The following is a 23,726-nucleotide window of genomic DNA, read 5'->3' as shown; positions in this document are numbered from 1 at the left end:
ATTTTTTTTATAAAAAATGTATATTTAAAAACTTTATAGTATATTTGCCTCGTAAACGAAACAATAATAGCTATTACAACATAATAGCTGACAAGTGAAAGTAAAAATTAAATTATGAAAAAAATCACATTATCTTTATTAGCACTTACAGTAGGTCTTTGTGCTAATGCTCAAGACAAGCCATATAATAAGTGGTCAGTTGATTTAAATGCAGGTTTTGCTAAGCCAGCAAGAACATTAAGCTCAGGATATGCTGCTGAGACTTTCAAAAACTTACATTTAGACGGTGGTGTTAGATATAGCATCAACAACAAAATAGGTGTTAAGGCTTCTTTTGGTTACGATAAAATCGATAACTGGACAAACAGCAATTTAAATGCTAAAAGTAATTACTACAGAACAAGTTTAGAAGGAGTTGTAAACTTAGGTAGAATTTTAAACTTTGAAAACTGGACTAAAACTTTTGGATTACAAGCTCACGCAGGGGGAGGATACTCTTGGTTAAACGGAGACAATTTCTCTGGATCTGACAAAATGGGTCACTTAATGGCTGGTTTAACAGGTCAAGTAAAATTACACTCTAGAGTAGCTTTAAACGCTGACTTTACTGTAATTCAAAATACACAACAAGATAGAAACTGGGATGGTGCTTCTGCAACAAACCGTAGTGTATTCCAAGGAACTATGTTCAATGCTACAATGGGTATCTCTATCTATTTAGGAAAACAAGGTCAACATGCTGACTGGTATTCTGAAGAGTCTCAATCTCAAAATGAAATCAATTCATTAGCTAACAGAATCGATCAAATCGAATCTATGTTAGTAGATACAGACAACGACGGAGTAGCTGATTACTTAGATTTAGAGCCTAATACACCAGCTGGTGCTTTAGTTGATTCTAGAGGTAGAAATATCGATAAAAACAACAACGGTATTGCTGATAACATCGAAGCTTACTTCGCTGAGAAATACGGTACTACTGAGAAAATGAATGCTGACGATGCTGCAATGGTTAAAGAATTAATCAACAAAGGTTACGTAGGTGTTTACTTCGATTTCGATAAAGTTCAACCTACTAACGTAGAAGGTATCAACTTCATCGTAGCTTACATGAAAAACAATCCTTCAGCTTCTTTAGAGGTTAATGGATATGCTGATTCAACAGGAAACAAAGACTATAACCAAAAATTATCTGCAAGACGTGCAAACGCTGTTAAAGATATTTTAGTTAAAGCTGGAGTTCCTGCAGGTAAAATTACTGCTAAAGGTAATGGTATCGATGGATCACAAGCTAAAAACATTGCAAGAAAAGTTATGTTTAAAGTAAACTAATTTTATTGTAAATTATATTATAAAGCACAAGCCCAAAGCTTGTGCTTTTTTTTGTTTAAATGTGTACCTTTGCATTTAAATAAGTAGTTATGAAATTTGATTTAAAGTCTGAATATAGTCCAACCGGAGATCAACCTGAAGCCATCAGCCAATTGACCCGTGGTATATTAGACAATCAGAAATATCAAACTCTAGTTGGTGTTACAGGATCTGGTAAAACATTTAGTGTTGCCAATGTCATCAAAGAAGTTCAGAAACCTACCCTTGTTTTGGCACATAACAAAACATTGGCTGCGCAGCTGTATTCTGAATTCAAAAGCTTTTTTCCTGACAATGCCGTGGAGTATTTCGTTTCCTATTACGACTACTACCAACCCGAAGCTTTCATACCCGTTACGGGACAATACATTGAAAAAGACCTATCCATCAATGATGAGTTAGAAAAATTGCGTCTAAGCACTACTTCTACCCTGCTTTCAGGACGTCGCGATGTGTTAGTAGTTGCTTCTGTTTCGTGTTTATATGGTATCGGAAACCCCGTAGAGTTTCAAAAAAATGTTATTTCTATTGAACTTGATCAAGAAATTAGTCGTACACAATTGTTACACCGTCTTGTTCAAAGTTTATACGCTAGAACTGAAGCCGATTTCTTACCAGGTTATTTTCGCATAAAAGGAGATACGATTGAAGTATTTCCGAGTTATGCTGATCATCCCTACCGCATTCACTTCTTTGGAGACGAAATCGAGGCCATTGAAGTATTTGACGCAACAACCGCTCAAGTTATTGAGAAATTCACCCGCTTAAATATATACCCCGCTAATATGTTTGTAACCTCACCGGATGTATTAAACAATGCCATTTGGGAGATTCAACAAGATTTAGAAAAGCAAACTACCTATTTCAAAGAGATCGGCAAACACCTTGAAGCAAAACGCTTAGAAGAACGCACGAATTTTGACCTTGAAATGATGAAAGAATTAGGATATTGTTCGGGAATCGAAAACTACTCCCGCTATTTGGATGGTAGAGAACCCGGCACACGTCCTTTCTGTTTACTCGATTACTTTCCTGACGATTATTTAATGGTAGTTGATGAGAGTCACGTCACCATCTCACAAGTACACGCGATGTACGGTGGAGACCGATCTAGAAAGGAAAATCTAGTAGAATATGGATTTAGATTACCTGCAGCTTTAGACAACCGTCCGTTGAAGTTTGAGGAATTTGAGGCAATGCAAAATCAAGTTATCTACGTTTCTGCTACTCCAGCAGATTACGAATTGCAAAAAAGTGAAGGAATCATTGTAGAGCAATTAATACGCCCAACAGGACTCCTAGATCCCATTATTGAAGTGCGCCCAACAGAGAATCAAATTGACGACCTCATTGAAGAAATACAACAACGTGTTGATGTGGACGAAAGAACCCTAGTAACCACGCTAACCAAACGTATGGCAGAAGAACTAGCAAAGTATTTTACTAAAATGGGCGTTCGCTGTCGATACGTACACTCCGATATCGATACCATTGAACGGGTAGAAATTATGCAAGATCTACGCAAAGGTCTTTTTGATGTGCTCATTGGTGTTAACTTACTAAGAGAAGGACTCGATTTACCTGAAGTTTCGCTCGTTGCTATTTTAGATGCTGATAAAGAAGGCTTTTTACGCAGCCACAGATCCCTAACACAAACTGTGGGACGTGCCGCCAGAAACGTAAACGGAAAAGCCATCATGTATGCAGACAAGATTACGGCAAGTATGCAAAAAACCATCGATGAAACGACCTATCGTCGTAGTAAACAGATGAATTATAATACACAACACAACATCACCCCTAAAGGTCTAAATAAGAAAATAAACAATGACTTAATTAAACCTTCTTATGATGAGCTAATGGTGGAACAAGTGAAAAAAGTAGCGGAAGAACAGGTTAAATACCGATCAAAAGAAGAAATTCAGAAGCTCATAAACACCAAAAGAAAAGAAATGGAAAAAGCAGCTATGGACCTCAATTTTATGTTAGCTGCCCAATTAAGAGATGAAATTCAAATATTAAAAGATAAATTATAAGTATTCGCACATGACAAATAACGATATTTTAAAGAAACTAAGAGTTGCTTTACAACTGAGAGACGAACAAATCGTAGAGATACTAGAACTCGTTGACTTTAGAATTTCTAAAGGAGAATTAGGTAATTTCTTTAGAAATGTTGACCACCCAAAATACATGGAATGTGGGGATCAAATCTTGAGAAATTTCTTAAATGGTTTAGTTATCTTCCTTAGAGGAACAAAAGATGAACCGAAAAATCCAATGGAAGTTTTACAACAAAACAAGGAAAATATTGTAAAGAAAGTAAAAACAGACCGTCCAACGGAACAAAAATCTTTTAGCAATAAACCAAAAGCAACAGCACCTAAAAAGGCATTTACAAAAACTGAAAAACCAAAAAATCCACTAGGAAACGTAAAGTTTAATAACGGAAAGAAAAAGTAAAACGTTGACCGTTGACAGAGAAATAATCAGATATAAGAAAAGTCAATCTTTTGTAGGTTGGCTTTTTTGTTTATCGATGGTTGACAGTTAACTGTTTCTCAACACCTCAACACCTCAACACCTCAACACCTCAACACCTCAACACCTCAACACCTCAACAACAAACAAACACTACCTATTAAAATACTCAATCTTACTTAAAAACATAGCTGCCATTCGTTCTGCGCGCCATTTAGCTTCTTCTGCAATTTTCCCCTCGAACAATTCGTCTACTGTAGAGTTAAAAATTTGTTTCCAACGATCAAAGTGGTCTTGTTTGACAGGTAGTTTGGCATGAGGAGGAAAAGGTCTACCATTATACGTGTGTTCTTCTAGCAAAACCGTTTGCCAAAAAGCATACATTTTTTCCAAATGATAGTCCCATTTTCCATCTAAGCGTTCGTTAAATATTGGACCAATCAAATCATCTTGTTGTACTCTTCCGTAAAACGTATTGACTAACAATCGAATATCATCTAAGTGTTCTATATCTTTCTTCATCCTAATAATTTCTTTTAAATCAGCTCCCCTTTCCTATTAAATCTTTATCTTTACTTTATGGTAACAATAACAATATTAGGTTCGGGAAAAGTTGCTCACCATCTGATTGTAAATATATTAGATAGTGATCAATTACAACTACAACAAATATACGCAAGAAATACGAATTCGGTTACCGATTTGGTTCCTGAAAGTATCGTTGTAAGTGATATAGCGCAATTAAAACCTGCGGATATTTTTATCATTGCGGTTAGTGATAGTGCGATTGAAGAAGTTTCAAAGCAAATCAAGCTTCCCAACCAATTCGTTGTGCATACCTCAGGCACAATTCCCATGTCTGCCATTCAATTAGAACGTCGTGGTGTCATGTATATGTTGCAGTCTTTTACAAAAGACAAAGAGGTCGATTTTGCCTCAATTCCTTTTTGTATTGAAGCAAATCATCCTGACGATTTCCAACGATTAGAACAATTGGCGGTTAGCTTCTCGGAGCGGGTGTATAAAATTTCGTCAGAACAGCGAAAAGCCATCCATTTAGCAGCAGTTTTCGTCAATAATTTTGCCAATCACATGTTCACTTTAGGAGAGGAAGTATGTAAAGAATTTCAGGTTCCCTTTGATATTCTAAAACCATTGATTGAAGAAACCGCAAGTAAAATAATGGAACTCTCTCCAATCGAAGCACAAACAGGACCTGCTTCTAGAGGAGACCAAAACACGATCAATCAGCATCTAAGCATGATAGCAGATCCCACAAAAAAAGAAATCTATCAACTCATTACAAAATCAATACAAAATAGATAATGTCTAAACACTTTAAAGAAATCATGAACGACATTACTACATTCATATTTGATGTAGATGGCGTCTTAACAGATGGAAAAGTTCACGTGACCAACAACGGAGATTTACTGCGAATCATGCATATTAGAGATGGTTATGCCATCAAAGCAGCTTTAGAAAACGGATATCGCGTATGTATCATCTCAGGAGGAAGTAACGAAGGAGTAAAAATACGTTTGAGTAACCTTGGAGTAAAAGATATCTTTTTAGGTGTATCCAACAAAGTCGAAATCTTTAAAAAATACTGTGAAGACCACAACCTTCAAGCAGATGAGATTCTTTATATGGGAGACGATATTCCAGATTATCACGTGATGCAAAAGGTGGGCCTTCCTACTGCACCACAAGATGCTTCTCCAGAAATTAAGCGTATTTCGAAATACATTTCACACAAAAATGGCGGAGAAGGTGCTGTTAGAGAAGTTATAGAACAAGTGATGAAAACACAACAAAAATGGTTTCAACATTTTGATGCCAAATATGATTAACCTCAACCCTATGCCCTATCAAGTATTAAATAACTACACCTTAGTTTTAGGATCAAACTCTCCTAGACGCAAACAGTTTTTAACCGATTTAGGATTAACTTTTGTTGTGCGTGCATCTGACATTGACGAAGTATATCCTATGGAACTTCAAAGAGAGCAAATCACAGATTACATCGCCAAACTAAAAGCCTCTGCAATTGAATTGTCTGTTGACAAGGAAATTCTGATTACTAGCGATACAACGGTGTGGAGTGAAGGAGAGTCTTTAGGCAAGCCACAAGATAGACAGGAAGCTATCGATATGCTAGAACGTTTATCAGGTAAAATGCATGAAGTAATCACTTCGATATGCCTCAAAAGCATCCGCAAAGAGCACTGCTTTCACGCAGTTACTCAAGTTTACTTTAAGCACTTGACCAAAGCCCAAATCGAATACTACATCGATACCTATAAACCCTATGACAAAGCGGGGGCTTATGGAATTCAAGAGTGGATCGGACTCGTGGGAATTGAGCGAATCAACGGATCCTACACCAATATTGTAGGTTTACCCACAACCGAATTAATGGAAGAATTAATACAGTTTATCAAATAAAAAAATATGCCTGAAGGATATTTATTAAAAGCTATAATCACGGCAACAGCCATACTTATTTACCTGATCTCGAGAAAAATTGTAACGAGTATCATTCATTCTTTTTCCAAGAAATCAGAGATGAAGGAAGGTAGAGAGGCTGTCGTTATTCGACTGTTTAACCTACTTCTATTAGTATTGTTATTCATTATTATCTTCACCATTTGGGGAGTTGAAAAAGACAACGTGCTATTGACCTTAACATCCGTATTCACGGTTATTGGCGTTGCCATGTTTGCACAATGGTCTTTATTGAGTAATATTACCGCGGGAATTTTGCTATTCTTCTCCTTTCCTTTTCGCATTGGAGATATTATCCGCATTCAAGACAAAGACTTCCCAACGGAAGCGAGAATTGTAGATATCAAAGCCTTTTATATTTTATTGGTAACCAAAGACGGAGAGCAAATCTCCTATCCCAACAACCTTATTCTACAAAAGGGAATTGTGATCCTCAATCCTGATCACTTTGAAACACACGAAAAAAATACACTTCAAGAATAAAAAAAACGGTTTGTAAGATCTTACAAACCGTTTTTTTTATTCCTTACTTTCATGTGCAAAAGGTAAGCTCCATTTGTAACGCACAGCTAATAAGCGAAGGATAATAACACTTCCTGCCGTTGTTAAATACACAATTTCCTGGTTGACGTGATAGTGACTCAAGAAGTAAAATACACATCCACCAAAAATACACGCCGTAGCATAAATTTCCTTTTTAAAAATAATGGGAATCTGATTCGCCAATATATCTCGGATTACTCCACCAAAACAAGCGGTAATTGTTCCTAAAGCAATGCAAAAAACAGGATGTAAACCCACAGACATTCCCTTAGCAATACCAATTAAAGTAAATACTGCTATTCCAATTGTATCGAATAAAAACAGCGAATAACGCAAAATGGTAAAGCGTTTATAAAATACTAAGGCCAGAAAAACGCCTAAAAAGGTCGCGTAAAAATAGTTTAGATCTGTCAACCAAAAAACAGGTGTAATACCAATCATCATATCGCGTATCGTCCCACCACCAACAGCAGTTGCAAACGCCAAAATAACCATACCAAACAAATCTAACTTACGTTCGCGCCCCGCTAATGCTCCGGAAATAGCAAAAGCTACTGTTCCGAGCAAATCTAAAATCTCAAAAAAACTTAACATGAAAAAAAACTATTATTCTTTACTTGTACAATGACTGTAGTCTTTCAGTACTAATTCTACAAATTCTTGATTACTCATCTCTAACTTTCTTTTATCAACACCCAACTCCGATTCCAATTTGCGTGCTAAAGCTTTGATCAATGAAAAATCTTTGTTGCTCTTATACTTGAGATAAATCTCTTTAACCACACCAATATCCGCATCAGACAAGCGAATTACTTGGGGAAGCAATGGTTGATACTCCTGCTCTACTTCTTGAAAGATCGTTGTAGAAAGGTGTATTCTATTATTCGTACTAATCACGGTTGTACCTGCAAAAATATCTCCCAAACGCTGGCTTCTAGTTGTAAAAATAACGCTAAAAACAGCCACTACTCCATTGGATACAACAATATCGAGTACACGAAGGATCCAACGTACAAAATAGTCGAGCACAGTAGCTTGATAGCCATCAATCTTAATAACCTTAATCCCCAAAATCTTCTTTCCTGGCGTTACCCCTTGCAACAAAGTTTCAAAAAAGAAGCTGTAAAAAATAACGGGAATAGAAACAATGATCCAATACGCATTAAAAGACCAAACGTCTCCTGTAAAATAATTGGACAGTTTAAACAGAGAATCAAGGTAATAGAACACAATTAAATACAGAACTTTAAAGATCATATCCAAGATAAAAGCAAGCATTCGTTCTCCAACAGATGCAGCTTTAAAATCAATTTCTATGTTTTGTGTTGTATTTATTGTTAATTTAGCCATAATTATATTTTTAACCAATCACCGAATGAGAGAAGTTGCGTTCATTAAAAAAAACAAAGAACTCTGGCTTTCTTATGAGAAGGCACTCTATTCTTCGCAAACGCAAAAACCTGACTATCTTGCCGAATTGTATATGCAAATCATGAACGATTTAGCATATGCCAAGACTTTTTATCCAAAGAGTAAAATTACACAATATTTAAACAGTTTGGCGATACAAACTTACCAAAAAATATATAAAACAAAACGAATTGAAGAAAGTAGAATTAAACGCTTCTTTCTCTTTGATGTTCCCTTGACCGTATATCGCCATAAACGAAAGTTGAACTTCACCCTTTTGGTCTTTGTTGTTTTCGTTGGAATTGGAGTTATATCAACACATTACGATCCAGATTTTACACGAAATATCCTTGGAGACTCCTATGTTAACCAAACGCTTACCAACATCAAAAATGAGGATGCAATGGCTATTTACAAATCGGGAAGCACGTGGGGAAGTTTTATTGGTATTACAGCAAATAATCTATATGTTGGCTTGCGTTTCTTCTTGTTTGGACTTACTGCTGGACTGGGAACTTTGCTTTTCCTTTTGTACAACAGCGTTATGCTAGGTACTTTTCAGTATTTTTTCGTCAATGAAAATGCTTTTATGGACAGTGTTAGAGGAATATGGTTACACGGTGCCTTAGAAATCACCGCAATGGTCGTAGAAGCTTTTGCCGGACTTGTATTGGGGGCTAGTATGTTGTTTCCTAAGACACTCTCGCGTATGAATGCGTTGAAAATCGGATTTAAAGATGCCTTAACCATCTTCATTGCCACAATACCTTTTACTATTTTAGCCGGTTTTATTGAAGGTTTTATTACTCGACACGCCAAAGAAATGCCCGATGTATTAAATTATGCCATCATTCTAAGCACTTTTAGTCTGATCTTTTTCTACTTCTTTATTTACCCTAAACGCCTATCAAAAAAACTAAATCTAATATAAACAATTGCTATGTTTTCACTCTTTCAAAAACGCGATTTTAGTACGCAAATTAGCGATACTTTTACTTTTCTAAAATTAGAAGGTAAGAACTATTTCAAACACTTTTTAAAATTGTGTGGAATTCCTTTATTCCTTATTTTAATCTTAATTTACATCCTCGCTGATCTAGGCGTTTCTTCTGCTGTTTCTGCAAGTGCATATAGCGGTGCACCTGATCGCGTGATTGAACAACTTTTTACCGAACACTGGGGTACTGCTCTTCTAATGATTCTTGGGTTAGTACTTATCGGACTCGTTATGGGAATTATTTGCTATTCCTATCCGATTTTTTACATGCACAACCTTGCCTCTTCTAATCAAGAAGTAGATCAATCAAAAATCGGAAAGCAAATTATGGGAAAACTAGGTCAAATTATCGTGTTCTTTTTAGGAACGACGTTTATCTTCTTCCCTTTAATCATGATCATGGCTTATGTTTCCATGCTCTTGGCTTTTTTACTGATAGGTATTCCCATTCTTATTTTAATGATCCCTACTGTATACAGTGTTTTAACTCTAGCCTTTTTTGAGTACTTAACTCGAAATGTAGGGTTCTTTACTGCTTATGGAAATGCCATTAAATACGTGCGTTATAACTATTGGTCTATTATAGGAAATACGTTTATTTTCTATCTTATTACAACCATGATTACTTTTATTCCTTCCTTCATCATTCAGATGCTTGTTTTAGGAGGAGGTATGCTCTTTGATCCTCAAAATCTAGAAGATCCTGCTATGATCGCTCTTGTTACTTGGGGGATTGTTTTACTTTATTTTGTGTATATTCTCTTGGGAACACTTTCACAAAACATCATGTTTATTAATCAAGGTATTATCTTTTATAGCGAAAGAGAAAAAGAAGAAAATTTCTTCACTAAACGTAAAATCGACAGTATTGGTTCAAATAATGAGTAGATATTTCTCTTTACTTTCCCTGTTGTTGTGTCTTTTTGTTTCTGTTGTTCACGCACAGGAACAAGAAGACCCCAACGATTGTGTAGATTGCCCAACCACAGAAGAAGCCCGTATACAATCAACTACATCGTCCGTAGTGCCCGCTGATTCGCTGTATCGCTTACACGACAAACAAGGAACGGTATACAACAAGAAATTTCGAGAAAATTTCAAGCAACAATACAAGGGAAAAGAAGATTTTATCTATGAAAAAACGGATTCTAAAGTAAGCGCTTGGGACCAAATCAAACAAGCATTCATAGAGTGGTTTAATCGCAATTTTGCCCGTAAGGCTGGAGAAGAACTAAGCAACTATTATTACGTTGTGATTTTGCGTATCTTAGGTTTTGCCCTGTTAGGGGTGGTGATTTTTTACCTGGTAAAAGCTTTTATTCAAAAAGATATGTATTGGCTAGTGAAGAAAAATGCCAAGAAAATCAATGCATTCGAAGATCTCTCAACAGAAGATTTCCGTACCACCAATTTTGATGCCCTTATTGCTGAATCTACCTCAAATAAAAACTATCGTTTGGCCATACGCCTATACTACTTGTGGTTGCTGCAACGCCTACAAGAAGAAAGCAAAATTACCTGGGCACCCGAAAAAACCAATGCCGATTATAGCTATGAACTTCAAGAAAGCAATGAAAGAGAAATGTTCACTTATCTTTCTTATCTCTATAACAACATCTGGTATGGAGAACATGAAATTACGGAAGCCGATTATTTCAAAGCTAAAAAGTCATTTGACACAAAATTAAAACCCTATAAACCATGAACAGCTCCTTAAAAAAGTTTGGCCTTGCCTTAGTGGTTTTAGTTACCTGTGTTTTTCTCTATGAGAGTGGCAAGAAAAAACCTATTCACTGGTATGAATCATATAGCAACCGAGATAAGAACCCTTATGGTTTATATATCTTTGATCAAGAGGTTCAACGACTCCTTGGTCAAGATTCTCTCTTGCGATTTGACTCCTCTATCTACGACTTTCTTTCGGATCAATTATATGACACACTTCATCCGAGTAACTTAATCATTCTTGCAGATCGATCTGGTGATTTAGATGAATATACTGCAGACTACCTCAAAGCGTATGTAGAAGAAGGCAACACGGCCATCATCTTACAAGGAAGTTTCAACAACATGTTCCTAGAAGTATTCGGATTAGAAGAGGACTATATCTATTCCTCCGTTCGAGCAGATAGCCAAGCTAATACCATACTCGAACTAACCAATGAGCAACTAACGAAGCAAAAATTCACTGTTCGCAATGTAGACTATTCCAATGAATTTATGATCGTTGATAGTTTAAAAAACAACATTGACATTCTTGGGTATAAGACTATTCAAGACACGATCAAGCAAGTCAACCTCGTTCGCGTCCGACAGGGAAAAGGAGAACTTCTATTGGGCTTAGACCCTATTATATTGACGAATTATTACTTGTTGAGCAGTAATAATCACTTGTATGCTGAAGGTTTATTTTCTTATTTACCCAATCAGAAAACCTATCTATATGGGCAAGAAGCCAGCCAAAAGCAAGAGAGTAGATCTCTTTTGCGCTTTATTTTCGCCAATACAGCGCTCAGATGGGCTTGGTACTTCTTCTTGCTAACCCTTCTTGTGTTTACGCTATTTACGGCTAAACGAAGACAGCGCATTATTCCCATCATTAAACCTGTAAAAAATACAACGATACAGTTTACCAAAACTGTCGCTAACTTGTATATTCAATCCAAAGATTACAGCGATTTAATGCACAAGAGTATTATTTATACCTTAGAAAAAATAAGGCGAAAATACTACATCGAAACAACTAATTTAGACGAGAATTTTGTTCATTATTATCACTTAAAGAGCAATAAAAACCAACAAGATATCTTAGCTTATGTTCAATTTGTCAACCAATTTAGACAACAGCAACATCCAGCTACAGAAGCAGATCTTGTTCAATTGAATCGATTAACCGAAAAAATAGTAGACTAAAATACAATGGAAAATATTCAAGATAACAGCACAGAGCCAACGCTCAATCCAACACCGGAACAAACAGCAGAGACTAGACAAGACGAAACTAAACAAGACGAAACGAGACAAACGGAAGTTCAACAAAATGCTGAAGCATTGGCTTTTGAATCGCGTTTAGATCTAGGTCCACTAGCTGAAAAAATAGCAGCCATAAAACACGAGATTGCTAAAGTAATTGTTGGACAACACAAAACCATAGACCGCCTACTAGTTGCCTTACTGGCCAATGGGCATATTTTGTTAGAAGGTGTACCTGGTGTAGCTAAAACGCTAACGGCTAAAGTATTGGCACAAACAATTGACACAACGTATAGTCGAATTCAATTTACACCAGACCTCATGCCTTCTGATATCTTGGGAACATCGGTTTTCAATATGCAAACTTCTGCTTTCGATTTTAAGAAAGGACCTATTTTCGCCAATTTAGTTCTTATTGACGAAATTAATCGTGCTCCAGCCAAAACACAGGCTGCTCTATTTGAGGTAATGGAAGAAAGACAAATCACCATTGACAACTTACAATTCAAAATGGACCAACCTTTCTTAGTAATTGCTACCCAAAACCCAATTGAACAAGAAGGAACTTATCGTTTACCAGAAGCTCAACTAGACCGTTTCTTGTTTAAAATTGAAGTAGAATATCCCAATTTAGAAGAGGAAATCAATATTTTGGCCAAAGAACACGCTCTTGTGGATCAACCCAAAACAGCGCAAATTGAACGCGTAATTACCCCTAGTGAAATCATTGCTTTCCAAAAGTTAGTGAAGCAAATCGTTGTAGAAGACAACGTAATGGAATACATTGCCAAGATTGTACACCATACACGTACCAATCCTTTACTGTACTTGGGAGCTTCTCCTCGCGCATCTCTTGCTATTTTAAATGCAGCAAAAGGATATGCAGCAATTAACAATCGCGATTTTGTTACACCAGAAGACATTAAAGAAGCTGCTTATCCCGTGTTAATTCACCGCGTGATTGTAGCGCCTGAACGCGAAATGGAAGGAGTTACAGCGCATGATATTATTCAACAAATTGTGGAAGCAATCGATATTCCGAGATAAAAGAGGACAATGATGAAAAACCTTTTCTTACTCCAACGCGTGTATTATGGATGCAGTATCATTATTGTACTGTTTATCCTCTCTTTTTTGTTCCCCATCTTGTACTCAATTACATGGGGAATCGTTGGTGTGGGATTCATTCTGATCTTAACCGATATAGCAGCCGTATTTAGAGGAAAAGACAAATTAATAGCGCAACGTTATTTACCCGAAAAACTGTCTAATGGCGATGAAAACAGCATTAAGATTAAACTTCAAAATAAGTATTCCTTTGGTGTAAATTGCGAGATAATTGACGAAATTCCCTTTCAATTTCAACAAAGAGATTTTTGTATCCAACAGCAATTAGCTTCAGAAGAAGAAATCGATTTAACGTATAATCTCATTCCCAAAACAAGAGGAGAATACCATTTCGGAAAGCTGAATATCTATGTGAGTTCACCTTTGCGATTAATTGCTAAACGCTATATTTTTTCTGATGGACAAATGCTTGCTTGCTACCCCTCATTTATACAAATGAGAAAATACGACTTAATTGCCTTTGCTAAAAACAAATATGCCTTTGGATTAAAAAAGATTCGCAAAATTGGCAATACAACCGAGTTTGAACAAATCAAAGAGTACGTTTCTGGCGACGATATTCGCAACATCAACTGGAAGGCGACCGCAAAGAAAAACGAACTAATGGTCAATCAATTTCTCGATGAGAATACAGAAACCGTTTATTCCATTATCGATAAGGGGCGTTTAATGCAAATGCCATTTGAAGGAATGACCTTGCTAGATTACGCAATCAATTCGACCTTAGCCATATCCAATGTTGTATTGAAAAAGAATGACCGCGTGGGTATGTTGACTTTTTCTAAAAAAGTAGAAAATACCATTGCTGCTTCAAATAAGCGAACCCATCTCCAACAGATTATCAGCAACTTGTACAACCTAAAAACAGACTTTAGCGAGAGTGATTTCGGCCATTTATACAGTGCTATTAAAAAACATATTACACATAGGAGTTTATTGCTGCTCTATACCAATTTCGAATCGATTTCGAGTTTAAACAGACAGCTCCCCTACCTTAGAGCAATAGCTAAAAGTCACGTTTTAGTCGTTGTATTTTTTGAAAATACAGAGTTGAAACAACTCACACAAAAACCCGTAAAAAATACAGACGACATTATAGACAAAATTATTGCAGAAAAATTTAACTTTGAAAAGCGATTAATCGCTAGTGAATTGACTAAATACGGTATTCAAAGTATCTTGACCACGCCTCAAAATTTATCGATTGACACGATTAATATGTACCTAAAAATCAAAGCAAAAGGTTTCTAAACTATGATTACAAAAAAAATAGAAAGCGTTCAAAACCCTCTGATAAAATCTATTCTTCAACTACAAGAAAAAGCGAGAAATCGAAAAAAAGAAGGACTTTTTATCATTGAAGGCGTACGCGAAATTGAATTAGCACATGTCGGAAACTATCAATTGGACACCTTGCTATTTTGTCCAGAGATTCTTGATTTTGACAACGTGCGTCCTTTTTTGACAAGAGAAACGCAGTGCATTGAAATTTCTAAAGAGGTATACCAAAAGCTAGCCTATCGCGATTCAACAGAAGGGGTACTTGCACTAGCGAAAGTCAAAACACATACTTTGGACCAGCTCCACTTACCTGATAATCCTATAATTCTCGTTGCGGAAGCTACAGAAAAACCAGGAAATATTGGTGCCATGTTGCGCACAGCCGACGCTGCTCATATTGACGCTGTGATCATAGCCAACCCTAGAACCGATCTATACAACCCCAACATCATACGATCGAGTGTCGGATGTTTGTTTACCAATCAAATTGCTGTAGCAACAACAGAAGAAGTTATTGCCTTCTTGAAACAACATCGCATCAACACGTACGCGGCTACCTTACAAAACTCTTGCAGTTATCATACCCAAGACTATACCACAGCTACTGCTTTTGTTGTCGGAACCGAATCGACAGGACTAACAGAAGCTTGGCGTGAAAGCAGTACGCAAAATATCATTATCCCAATGAGTGGTGTCATTGATTCAATGAATGTATCAGTGGCGGCCTCTATCTTGCTATTTGAAGCAAAGAGACAGCGCAATTTCGTATAAAAACCGTCCATTACTATTCTACATACCGGAGTAAAAAAGTATTCTTTTATTCGTGCCTTTTATTGCGTAACTTGCAGGTAAAACACATGATTATGAAAAAGAATTTAATTGTTATTACTGGGGCTAGCTCTGGTTTTGGTGTAGAATTAGCGAAAGCATTCGCACAAGAAGGATATCCTTTGCTTTTATTAGCGCGTAGAATTGAAAAAATGGAAGCACTAAACCTTCCTAATACACTTTGTAGAAAGGTAGATGTTACCGATAAACAAGCCTTTGAAAAAGCAGTACGAGAAGCAGAATCGCTATATGGACAAACAGACTTACTGATCAATAACGCAGGAATTATGTTATTGGGTGATCTGGCTATTCAAGATACAGCAGAATGGAAAAAAATGCTCGATGTCAATGTCCTAGGAGTCATGAACGGAATGCAAATTGTAATGAATGACATGAAGGCAAGACAACACGGAACCATTATCAATATCTCCTCTATGGCTGGGGTTATGCCTTTTGGCAATCATGCTGCTTATTGTGCTAGTAAATACGCGGTGCGCGGTGTTACACAAACCGCCCGTTTGGAGTTAAGTCCACACAATGTACGCGTTATAGTTGTAGAACCAGGAGCAGTTGAAACCGAATTATTAAGCCATACTACTACACCCGAGATTATCGCCAATTACGAAAGCTGGAAGCAATCTGTTGGTGCGGTTAATATTACCGCAGCTGATGTGGCTAAAACCATCAAATTCACCTATGAACTTCCGCAAGCAGTACTCATAAGAGAATTGTTAATTTCTGACACCAAACAAGATTCCTAAAACGCACTTGCGAGTTAAATTTACGCAGACACTAACAATAACACCTCAAACCTGACGTTTTTAGTTAAGAGAATTAAAATGTTAATCTCGCTTTGTAGAATACATTTTTTATTTATATTTGATTTTTATTAATTTTTCCTTAACATTTAAACTAAAAATAGACTAAGCGATTATGAAAAGAAGCAACTCATTATTTCAATTATTCATCCTTACTATACTCCTTACTTTTACCAATGTTGCAATGGCGCAATACAACTACGATCAGCGTCTTCACTACAATTATCCTTGGAAGGTAAATCTTCAAATGAGTATGATCAACAATAATTTTGATTGGGATGATGTCACTAATTTTGACGAATTGAAAGCAGCTTCTCTTCCTAAATTATCGTTGGAGTACTACGCAGGTCACAACATTAGTTTTAAATTAGGTGTTGTATCGAGTGAAGTAAAAGCAGAGGATATTGTCAATGGAAAAGTGGCAAAAGATAAATTTAGTGTATTTGCAGTAGACGCAACGATGGTTTACAGTTTAGGAGGATTATTAAACATTCCCGTTGTAGATCCTTACGTAGAGGGTGGATTGGGCTATACACACTTTAACAAAGATGACAAAGCGATGCTTAACCTTGGAGGAGGATTAAATATTTGGTTATCTGACACAAAACTTTTCAGAAGAGGCCAATATAACCACGACATGGTTATTAATCGTTTTGGACTAAATTTAGAAGTTTTAGGTAAAAAGAATCTAAGTGGAGGGCCAGGAAGTAACATCCAAATTAACGGAGGAGTGTTCTTTGTTTTCTAAGCTTAAAAAAGTCAAGTAAAACAGTTACAGCGTATTAAAACCGCAACCAAACATAATGTAAAAAAGTCAACAGTAGGGGTGTATTTGAATACACCCCTACTTGCATATAATGGCATTTTTTCATAACTTTAATCTAACGTTATTGATGAATAGTAGTATGACAGAAGCAGAAATTGAATTAGAAAATAAGGCAATAGCAAAAGAATATAAAGAGTTACTGAAGATCAGTTATCAAACTTTATCGGATGCTGATAAAAAATTAATACGCAAGGCGTTTGATGTGGCTGTGGAAGCCCATAAAGATCAACGCAGAAAATCGGGAGAAGCTTATATCTTCCACCCTATTGCTGTAGCAAAAATTGTCGCTTCTGAAATCGGATTAGGTGCTACTTCCATCGCAGCAGCCTTAATGCACGATGTTGTTGAAGATACTGCCATTACAGTTGAACAGATCGAGGAATGGTTTAATCCCAAGATTGCAAAAATTGTTGAGGGGTTAACCAAAATGGCAATGTTAGAGCCCGACTCACATATTTCGATGCAGGCAGAGAATTACCGCAAGATGTTGTTGACACTCAACGACGATGTACGCGTAATCTTGATCAAAATTGCCGATCGCTTGCACAACATGCAAACCATGGAGAGTATGGTAGATTACAAACAGGCTAAGATCGCCTCAGAAACGCTGTATATCTATGCACCACTCGCCCATCGTTTGGGTTTGTTCAACATTAAAACCAAGCTCGAAGACCTTGGATTGAAATACACCGAACCAGAAGTGTATCAAGACATCGTCAACAAAATGAAGGAAACGAAAGAAGAACAAGAAGCGTATATCAAATCTGTTTCCGACATTCTTCGAGAATCTTTAGATGAAGAACACATCGATTACTCCATGAAAGGACGTCCTAAATCTATTTACAGCATTCGCCGTAAAATGAAGGCACAAAACGTTACCTTTGATGAAGTATACGACAAATTTGCCCTGCGCATTATTTATAAATCTACTCCACACGAAGAGAAATTCGTCGCTTGGAAGATTTATTCTATCGTTACAGATCACTTTCGCCCTAGCCCTAGTCGTTTAAGAGACTGGATCTCATCTCCTAAATCAACAGGTTATGAAGCGTTGCACATTACTGTAATGGGACCTAAAGGACGCTGGGTAGAAATTCAGATCCGCAGTGAACGCATGGACGAAATTGCAGAACAAGGTTACGCGGCTCACTACAAATACAAACAAGGTGTAACAGAAGAGAACAGCTTAGACCTTTGGCTTAATCAACTCAAAGAAGCGTTAGAAAATGCCGAAACCAATGCCGTTGATTTTGTTGAAGACTTCAAATTGAGTCTTTACGCCAAGGAAATCTATGTCTTTACTCCTAAAGGAGAGATCAAATCCCTCCCAAAAGGTGCAACAGCGCTAGATTTTGCTTTTGCTATTCACTCTGAAATCGGGTTAAAAACAAGAGGAACACGTGTAAACGGTCGATTAGTTCCACTTAATCACATTCTATCAAGTGGAGATCAAGTAGAAATTATCACCTCAGAAAACAAAAAACCCAATGTTAACTGGCTAGATTATGTAACCACAAGTAGAGCGCGTAATAAGATTAAAAGTTCCCTAAACGAAAATACCAAGAAAATTGCCGATGAAGGAAAAGAACAATTGCAGCGCAAACTCAAACACTTAAAAATAAACCTAGACGAGAATACCGTAAACGAAATGGTCAACCATTTCAAGCTCAAAACAAGTCAAGATTTGTTTTACCGTGTAGGTGCAGGGATCATTGACAATGGTCAGCTCAAAGAATACGCCTCTAAACGAAACAACACCCTGTTTAACTTCTTCAAGAAGAGCATCAAGCGTACCCCTTCTACTCCAACACATCAGGAAACAGAAGACAAAAGCGCTTTGGACTTATTGGTATTTGGAAAAGACAAAGAGAAGCTCGATTACAAACTAGCAACTTGTTGTAATCCGATACCAGGAGACGATGTCTTTGGTTTTGTTACCATTAATGAAGGAATAAAAGTGCACAAAACTGACTGTCCAAATGCTATTAGTATGCGTTCAAATTACGCCTACCGCATTATGCAAGCCAGTTGGATAGCGTCTTCTTCTTCGTTAAACTTTGAAGCAACTATTAATATTACCGGTTTAGATTCTGCTGGTTTGACAACGGAAATTACCAAGATTATCATGGAAAGTAAAGCCGTAAATATTAGAAGTATTGCCTTGAGTGAAAACGCCGGTCTCTTTAAAGGTTCAATCACCGTAATTGTACCAAATAACGACATCTTGAAAAAGATGATCACCAATATCAAGAAAATTGAAGGAGTAGATAAAGTAACGCGTGTCAATACAAATTAAGCACCGTTCTTTCACCTACTTTTAAAATATAAAAACATAATCAATCAATTAATTTTCTCACAAGAGAAAATACAACTATATTTGCATTTTAGTATTTAGTTATGGGAAGCGAGAATAATCAAGAAATAGTAAAAAACGTATTCACTAAATTTTTAGAAGAAAGAGGGCACCGAAAAACGCCTGAGCGATACGCTATTTTACAAGAAATTTACGATAGTGAAGAACACTTTGATATCGAGTCTTTGTATATCAAAATGAAAAATAAAAACTATCGAGTAAGTAGAGCTACGCTGTACAATACTATTGAAATTCTATTAGAATGTGGTTTAGTTCGAAGACACCAATTTGGACAAAACCAAGCGCATTACGAGAAGTCGTATTTTGACAAACAACACGATCATATTATCTTAACCGATACAGGTGAAGTAATTGAATTCTGTGACCCTCGTATTCAGACAATTAAAAAAACAATAGAAGATATTTTTAATATTGAGATTCACAATCATTCTCTTTATTTCTACGGAGTTAGAAAATCGAATGAAGAAGAATCTGAATCCTAAACACAACTAATTTAAAACTTTAACAACACAAAAGAATGGCAGTAGATTTACTACTTGGCTTGCAGTGGGGTGATGAAGGTAAAGGAAAAATCGTGGATGTCCTTACTTCAAAATACGACATTATTGCACGCTTTCAAGGTGGACCAAATGCTGGACACACATTAGAATTTGACGGGATAAAACACGTGCTACGCACAATTCCTTCTGGTATTTTTCATCAAGAGGCAATCAACATCATCGGAAACGGTGTAGTAATTGACCCTGTTGTATTTATGAAAGAAATTGAAGGTTTATCACAATTCAACATTGATTTTGTCAATCGTTTATTGATCTCGAGAAAAGCGCATTTAATTCTTCCTACGCACCGTTTACTTGATGCTGCTTCTGAAGCGGCTAAAGGAAAAGCAAAAATCGGCTCTACATTAAAGGGAATTGGTCCAACTTATATGGATAAGACAGGTAGAAACGGCCTTCGTGTTGGGGATATTGAGTTAGAGGATTTCGAACAAAGATATCGCGCATTAGCGGATAAACATGAATCGATGATTCAATTCCACGATGTGGATATGCAATATAACTTACCTGAATTAGAAGAAGAATTCTTCCAAGCGGTAAAAGAACTAAAACAATTAACGTTCATCGATAGCGAAGAATATTTAAATCGCGCATTAAAAGAAGGAAAAACAATCTTAGCAGAAGGAGCTCAAGGATCTTTATTGGATATTGATTTTGGTACTTATCCTTTCGTTACTTCATCTAACACAACAGCTGCAGGTGCTTGTACTGGTTTAGGTATTGCTCCTAACCGCGTAAAAGAAGTATTTGGTATTTTCAAAGCGTATACAACACGCGTTGGAAGTGGCCCCTTCCCTACTGAGTTACACGACGAAGTAGGTGCTACTATGGCTTCTGTAGGACGCGAATTCGGTTCTGTAACCGGCCGTGCAAGAAGATGTGGATGGTTAGACTTAGTTGCATTAAAATACGCTGTTGAAGTGAATGGTGTTACTGAACTTTACATGATGAAAGCAGACGTTTTATCTGGTTTTGAGACATTAAAAGTTTGTACAAAATACACGTATAAAGGCGAAGTAATTAACTATCTTCCTTACAATATCGAACCTGAAAACGTAGAACCTATCTACGAAGATATCAAAGGTTGGAACGCTGATTTAACAGGTATGACTTCTTACGAACAACTGCCAATCGAATTAAAAGAGTACATTCAATTCATTGAAAACTACCTTGAAATTCCTGTAAAAGTTGTTTCTGTTGGTCCTGATAGAAAACAAACTATTGTAAAATAATACAAAATCCCACTTCCATAAGAAGTGGGATTTTTTTTATTCCCTTGTATTAAGATCCGCCATAATGAACTTCTCTAAACCACTGTCCGTTAGCAGGTGCATTAACAAACAGTGAAGGCAATCCCAAAGCAGTGCAGATATAATTTACATCATACACCTCCTCAGTAAGTGTTGGATTGGCATTTTTAATACTTTGTATTTCAACTGCCAACTCATCAGGATCAAAAGCATTCAACCAATTATTAACTCCCGTTCCTTCTTTGCCAAAATTGGCTGAAATATGGGTAAAATCAGTTAGAACGCTATAATTATAGCAAGGCCCTTTAAGTGGTACATTGGAACTAACATAATGAACTATATCATTGCGAAGCTGCAAAAGATGTTCATCTTGAACATAGGATTGATACGTAAATATTGTTGAATTAAAATACGTATTAACAATAGTCACCATTGTTTCCAAGTAAGTAAAAGCCAGTTCTATTCTTACACGCTGGCGTTCAGAAACCAAGTTAAACAATGTTGTATACGGTTTAATGGATACATTCGACCCCATGAGTGACTCCCAAATAGGTTGAAAGATAGAGCACGATAAGTTGTCTTTTGCCGTTGTTTTAATAATGGATAAACTATTAGCCAGATACACTTCCTCAGCTCTAATTTCATTTAGATATACATTTTCCACATCGGAGACATACCCTCCACCAAGGTCTGCATGTGCACCAGGAACATAAATTTCTTTTACTTTTTCCGTATAGTGATTTTCGAGAGTCACGAAAGCACTTAAATCTTCCGCACTCAGAATACTCGTCAAAGGAAAATAGTAACGACATTCATTGATGGCACACAGATGTAAAATCTGATCTATTCGATTCAACTCACTATTGGTAAAGTGAATTGACACATTTACAGTCAAAAGGGAAACAACCGTATCCATAATACCAAGATAGGCAATCTTAACCTGAGAATCAGCTAAAACTCTTTTGGCAAAATCACGTGCTAAGGTAGCCCCACGACTAAAACCAAAAATTAGAAATTCCAACGTCACACCAGGATTATTCTGTCTCAACTCTTTGAAATAACTCATTCCCTTGTTGAGTTTATCCGTATACGAGTAACCAGAATATCCTATAGGATTGTTTCCTGTAGCTTTGGCAAAAGAAGAATCTTCTTTATTATCGAGTGTTCCCACACCTTCAACATACAAACGATCGCTGACCTGACAAGCGTCAAACAACTTCGCTATATTAGTTCTGTTTCCGAATTTGGCAGGATCATCTCCTGAGTTCGTTTTGTTGTTTCCTGTACCGTCAAAAAATACGGCAATCCTCTTTGTATTCGCTTGTATTGCTTTCATAATTAATAAATTAAACTTTTGATTAAGTTGAGGCAATAGGTCATATAGTCGTAGGCTTACATAAAATCTAACCATCATTTTTTAATTCACCTACACTAAGTAGAGAAGAAATCAGCGAGAGCCCAATTATCTTAGGTATTCGAAAAAAAAGATTGGTTGTAGATTTAGGATAGACACATACGCACGAATCGAAAAAGCAGTACTAAATTTAAGAGTTGATTTAAAGAGAATCTTACTTTTGAGGTGCACCTTCATTCGATTGCTCTTTCTCTCTCCTATTTTTACATGCAATTAGCTTCAGCATACATCCATCAAATAAAAATATGGTAAACGAAACACGGGAGTAAAGGAATCACTGGGATGGAATACACCCTCTTGTTTTTCACTCTCCTCCTCTATTGAAGACAATCCCAAAACAACTGTTAGATTCCTATTGTCTTCTTTCGTCTGAGCTACTATAACACAAGTATAGATCAAACGATTATTAGACAATAACGCCCGTAAAGACAACAAAAACAGTTTAGGATAACTTCTTTAATCACTTGTTAGTAGGGAATTAAAGACTGTAGTATTGAAAACAAACCGCTTGTAATTTGTTTGGGTATCTAAGTTCTTATTATATCATACTGTTGGGGATTTCCAACTTGCTTTTCGTGTTTCTAGTCTCTGCTAAAATTCACACGAAATTCATTTCTTTCTAGGCGAAAGTGGATAAAATAGAACAAAATTAAGTCTTTTTTACTTTTGCTCTTCCTTAGCATACCTATGGTGTACAAGAACAAATTTCATACCAAGAGTTATTTCAGTCAAAAAAAAGTGATCTGTGATCAGTTAGGAGGAATCCGAAGTTTTTTCTAAAAATCAGAAACTGTTTCCTTTAAACAAATCTCAACACCTCAACACCTCAACATCTCAACGCCTCAACAAACAACACCTCAACAAACAACACCTCAACAAACAACACCTCAACAAACAACACCTCAACAAACAACACCTCAACAAACAACACCTCAACAAACAACACCTCAACAAACAACACCTCAAC

The 23,726-nt window shown here is 36.5% G+C and carries 23 protein-coding genes; 19 read left to right on the top strand and 4 right to left on the bottom strand.

What is annotated here, in order from left to right:
- The first annotated feature begins 114 nt into the window (after positions 1-114).
- From H4K33_RS15735 to H4K33_RS15725, 3 genes are all read left to right on the top strand, one after another.
- Positions 115-1,332: an OmpA family protein gene (locus H4K33_RS15735; RefSeq protein ID WP_182650707.1), complete on the top strand. Its 1,218-nt coding sequence runs from the start codon at positions 115-117 to the stop codon at positions 1,330-1,332.
- 89 nt (positions 1,333-1,421) lie between these two features.
- Positions 1,422-3,407, top strand: a complete 1,986-nt coding sequence (uvrB, locus tag H4K33_RS15730; protein WP_182650705.1) for an excinuclease ABC subunit UvrB — start codon at positions 1,422-1,424, stop codon at positions 3,405-3,407.
- 10 nt (positions 3,408-3,417) lie between these two features.
- Positions 3,418-3,834, top strand: coding sequence for a DUF1456 family protein (locus tag H4K33_RS15725; protein ID WP_182650703.1), 417 nt, complete (start codon positions 3,418-3,420; stop codon positions 3,832-3,834).
- A gap of 171 nt (positions 3,835-4,005) precedes the next feature.
- Here H4K33_RS15725 and H4K33_RS15720 read toward each other — a convergent pair whose 3' ends face one another.
- A complete protein-coding gene (locus tag H4K33_RS15720; protein ID WP_182650701.1) occupies positions 4,006-4,374 on the bottom strand; it encodes a group III truncated hemoglobin in 369 nt (122 codons plus the stop codon).
- A gap of 57 nt (positions 4,375-4,431) precedes the next feature.
- Here H4K33_RS15720 and H4K33_RS15715 point away from each other — a divergent pair, with 57 nt between their 5' ends.
- From H4K33_RS15715 to H4K33_RS15700, 4 genes are read left to right on the top strand one after another with little or no spacing between them, the layout of a single operon-like run.
- Positions 4,432-5,178: a Rossmann-like and DUF2520 domain-containing protein gene (locus H4K33_RS15715; protein WP_182650698.1), complete on the top strand. Its 747-nt coding sequence runs from the start codon at positions 4,432-4,434 to the stop codon at positions 5,176-5,178.
- Positions 5,178-5,705: an HAD family hydrolase gene (locus tag H4K33_RS15710; protein WP_182650696.1), complete on the top strand. Its 528-nt coding sequence runs from the start codon at positions 5,178-5,180 to the stop codon at positions 5,703-5,705. The genes H4K33_RS15715 and H4K33_RS15710 overlap by 1 nt, the downstream gene beginning before the upstream one ends.
- Before the next feature lie 10 nt (positions 5,706-5,715).
- Positions 5,716-6,300, top strand: a complete 585-nt coding sequence (locus tag H4K33_RS15705; protein WP_182650694.1) for a Maf family nucleotide pyrophosphatase — start codon at positions 5,716-5,718, stop codon at positions 6,298-6,300.
- Between the two features lie 6 nt (positions 6,301-6,306).
- Positions 6,307-6,843 carry a mechanosensitive ion channel family protein gene (locus tag H4K33_RS15700; RefSeq protein WP_182650693.1) on the top strand — a complete coding sequence of 179 codons (537 nt, stop codon included), beginning with the start codon at positions 6,307-6,309 and terminating at the stop codon, positions 6,841-6,843.
- Between the two features lie 36 nt (positions 6,844-6,879).
- Here H4K33_RS15700 and H4K33_RS15695 read toward each other — a convergent pair whose 3' ends face one another.
- Complete coding sequence (locus H4K33_RS15695; RefSeq protein WP_182650691.1) at positions 6,880-7,497, bottom strand: trimeric intracellular cation channel family protein; 618 nt, start codon at positions 7,495-7,497, stop codon at positions 6,880-6,882.
- A gap of 12 nt (positions 7,498-7,509) precedes the next feature.
- Positions 7,510-8,253 (bottom strand): RDD family protein, encoded by a 744-nt coding sequence (locus tag H4K33_RS15690; RefSeq protein WP_182650689.1) that lies wholly within the window; start codon positions 8,251-8,253, stop codon positions 7,510-7,512.
- Positions 8,254-8,278: 25 nt separating this feature from the next.
- Here H4K33_RS15690 and H4K33_RS15685 point away from each other — a divergent pair, with 25 nt between their 5' ends.
- The 12 genes from H4K33_RS15685 to H4K33_RS15630 all read left to right on the top strand — a co-directional run bounded on the left by H4K33_RS15685 (position 8,279) and on the right by H4K33_RS15630 (position 21,327).
- A complete protein-coding gene (locus H4K33_RS15685) occupies positions 8,279-9,244 on the top strand; it encodes a stage II sporulation protein M (RefSeq protein ID WP_182650687.1) in 966 nt (321 codons plus the stop codon).
- A gap of 9 nt (positions 9,245-9,253) precedes the next feature.
- The gene (locus H4K33_RS15680) at positions 9,254-10,198 is read left to right on the top strand and encodes a hypothetical protein (protein WP_182650685.1); all 945 of its coding nucleotides are present in this window, start codon (positions 9,254-9,256) and stop codon (positions 10,196-10,198) included.
- A complete protein-coding gene (locus H4K33_RS15675) occupies positions 10,191-11,015 on the top strand; it encodes a DUF4129 domain-containing protein (protein WP_182650683.1) in 825 nt (274 codons plus the stop codon). Before H4K33_RS15680 ends, H4K33_RS15675 begins: the two co-directional genes overlap by 8 nt.
- Positions 11,012-12,223: a DUF4350 domain-containing protein gene (locus H4K33_RS15670; protein ID WP_182650681.1), complete on the top strand. Its 1,212-nt coding sequence runs from the start codon at positions 11,012-11,014 to the stop codon at positions 12,221-12,223. The genes H4K33_RS15675 and H4K33_RS15670 overlap by 4 nt, the downstream gene beginning before the upstream one ends.
- A 6-nt stretch (positions 12,224-12,229) precedes the next feature.
- Complete coding sequence (locus tag H4K33_RS15665) at positions 12,230-13,330, top strand: MoxR family ATPase (protein WP_255493788.1); 1,101 nt, start codon at positions 12,230-12,232, stop codon at positions 13,328-13,330.
- A gap of 12 nt (positions 13,331-13,342) precedes the next feature.
- The gene (locus H4K33_RS15660; RefSeq protein ID WP_182650725.1) at positions 13,343-14,662 is read left to right on the top strand and encodes a DUF58 domain-containing protein; all 1,320 of its coding nucleotides are present in this window, start codon (positions 13,343-13,345) and stop codon (positions 14,660-14,662) included.
- Between the two features lie 3 nt (positions 14,663-14,665).
- A complete protein-coding gene (locus tag H4K33_RS15655; RefSeq protein WP_182650680.1) occupies positions 14,666-15,463 on the top strand; it encodes an RNA methyltransferase in 798 nt (265 codons plus the stop codon).
- 92 nt (positions 15,464-15,555) lie between these two features.
- Positions 15,556-16,281, top strand: coding sequence for an SDR family oxidoreductase (locus H4K33_RS15650; RefSeq protein ID WP_182650677.1), 726 nt, complete (start codon positions 15,556-15,558; stop codon positions 16,279-16,281).
- A 172-nt stretch (positions 16,282-16,453) separates the two neighbouring features.
- Positions 16,454-17,086, top strand: a complete 633-nt coding sequence (locus H4K33_RS15645) for a hypothetical protein (protein ID WP_182650675.1) — start codon at positions 16,454-16,456, stop codon at positions 17,084-17,086.
- A gap of 157 nt (positions 17,087-17,243) precedes the next feature.
- Complete coding sequence (locus H4K33_RS15640) at positions 17,244-19,460, top strand: bifunctional (p)ppGpp synthetase/guanosine-3',5'-bis(diphosphate) 3'-pyrophosphohydrolase (protein WP_182650723.1); 2,217 nt, start codon at positions 17,244-17,246, stop codon at positions 19,458-19,460.
- A 101-nt stretch (positions 19,461-19,561) separates the two neighbouring features.
- Positions 19,562-20,020, top strand: coding sequence for a Fur family transcriptional regulator (locus H4K33_RS15635; RefSeq protein WP_182650673.1), 459 nt, complete (start codon positions 19,562-19,564; stop codon positions 20,018-20,020).
- 35 nt (positions 20,021-20,055) lie between these two features.
- On the top strand, positions 20,056-21,327 hold the full coding sequence (locus tag H4K33_RS15630; RefSeq protein WP_182650671.1) for an adenylosuccinate synthase: 1,272 nt from the start codon (positions 20,056-20,058) through the stop codon (positions 21,325-21,327).
- 49 nt (positions 21,328-21,376) lie between these two features.
- On the opposite strand, the gene H4K33_RS15625 is transcribed toward H4K33_RS15630, so the two are convergent.
- Positions 21,377-22,681, bottom strand: coding sequence for a DUF2235 domain-containing protein (locus tag H4K33_RS15625; RefSeq protein ID WP_182650669.1), 1,305 nt, complete (start codon positions 22,679-22,681; stop codon positions 21,377-21,379).
- Positions 22,682-23,726 lie beyond the last annotated feature (1,045 nt).

The sequence above is a fragment of the Myroides sp. WP-1 genome (genome assembly GCF_014145635.1).
In the GTDB taxonomy this organism is placed as follows: Bacteria; Bacteroidota; Bacteroidia; order Flavobacteriales; family Flavobacteriaceae; genus Flavobacterium.
This window is presented reverse-complemented; position numbering and strand designations above follow the sequence as displayed.

Coding starts and splice junctions, on each gene's coding strand:
- H4K33_RS15720 (WP_182650701.1), bottom strand. CDS start 4,374: ATGAAGAAAGATATAGAACACTTAGATGATATTCGATTGTTAGTCAAT.
- H4K33_RS15640 (WP_182650723.1), top strand. CDS start 17,244: ATGACAGAAGCAGAAATTGAATTAGAAAATAAGGCAATAGCAAAAGAA.
- H4K33_RS15660 (WP_182650725.1), top strand. CDS start 13,343: ATGAAAAACCTTTTCTTACTCCAACGCGTGTATTATGGATGCAGTATC.
- H4K33_RS15635 (WP_182650673.1), top strand. CDS start 19,562: ATGGGAAGCGAGAATAATCAAGAAATAGTAAAAAACGTATTCACTAAA.
- H4K33_RS15645 (WP_182650675.1), top strand. CDS start 16,454: ATGAAAAGAAGCAACTCATTATTTCAATTATTCATCCTTACTATACTC.
- H4K33_RS15725 (WP_182650703.1), top strand. CDS start 3,418: ATGACAAATAACGATATTTTAAAGAAACTAAGAGTTGCTTTACAACTG.
- H4K33_RS15680 (WP_182650685.1), top strand. CDS start 9,254: ATGTTTTCACTCTTTCAAAAACGCGATTTTAGTACGCAAATTAGCGAT.
- H4K33_RS15735 (WP_182650707.1), top strand. CDS start 115: ATGAAAAAAATCACATTATCTTTATTAGCACTTACAGTAGGTCTTTGT.
- H4K33_RS15650 (WP_182650677.1), top strand. CDS start 15,556: ATGAAAAAGAATTTAATTGTTATTACTGGGGCTAGCTCTGGTTTTGGT.
- H4K33_RS15690 (WP_182650689.1), bottom strand. CDS start 8,253: ATGGCTAAATTAACAATAAATACAACACAAAACATAGAAATTGATTTT.
- H4K33_RS15685 (WP_182650687.1), top strand. CDS start 8,279: ATGAGAGAAGTTGCGTTCATTAAAAAAAACAAAGAACTCTGGCTTTCT.
- H4K33_RS15695 (WP_182650691.1), bottom strand. CDS start 7,497: ATGTTAAGTTTTTTTGAGATTTTAGATTTGCTCGGAACAGTAGCTTTT.
- H4K33_RS15665 (WP_255493788.1), top strand. CDS start 12,230: ATGGAAAATATTCAAGATAACAGCACAGAGCCAACGCTCAATCCAACA.
- H4K33_RS15710 (WP_182650696.1), top strand. CDS start 5,178: ATGTCTAAACACTTTAAAGAAATCATGAACGACATTACTACATTCATA.
- H4K33_RS15675 (WP_182650683.1), top strand. CDS start 10,191: ATGAGTAGATATTTCTCTTTACTTTCCCTGTTGTTGTGTCTTTTTGTT.
- H4K33_RS15655 (WP_182650680.1), top strand. CDS start 14,666: ATGATTACAAAAAAAATAGAAAGCGTTCAAAACCCTCTGATAAAATCT.
- H4K33_RS15625 (WP_182650669.1), bottom strand. CDS start 22,681: ATGAAAGCAATACAAGCGAATACAAAGAGGATTGCCGTATTTTTTGAC.
- H4K33_RS15700 (WP_182650693.1), top strand. CDS start 6,307: ATGCCTGAAGGATATTTATTAAAAGCTATAATCACGGCAACAGCCATA.
- H4K33_RS15705 (WP_182650694.1), top strand. CDS start 5,716: ATGCCCTATCAAGTATTAAATAACTACACCTTAGTTTTAGGATCAAAC.
- H4K33_RS15670 (WP_182650681.1), top strand. CDS start 11,012: ATGAACAGCTCCTTAAAAAAGTTTGGCCTTGCCTTAGTGGTTTTAGTT.
- H4K33_RS15715 (WP_182650698.1), top strand. CDS start 4,432: ATGGTAACAATAACAATATTAGGTTCGGGAAAAGTTGCTCACCATCTG.
- uvrB (WP_182650705.1), top strand. CDS start 1,422: ATGAAATTTGATTTAAAGTCTGAATATAGTCCAACCGGAGATCAACCT.
- H4K33_RS15630 (WP_182650671.1), top strand. CDS start 20,056: ATGGCAGTAGATTTACTACTTGGCTTGCAGTGGGGTGATGAAGGTAAA.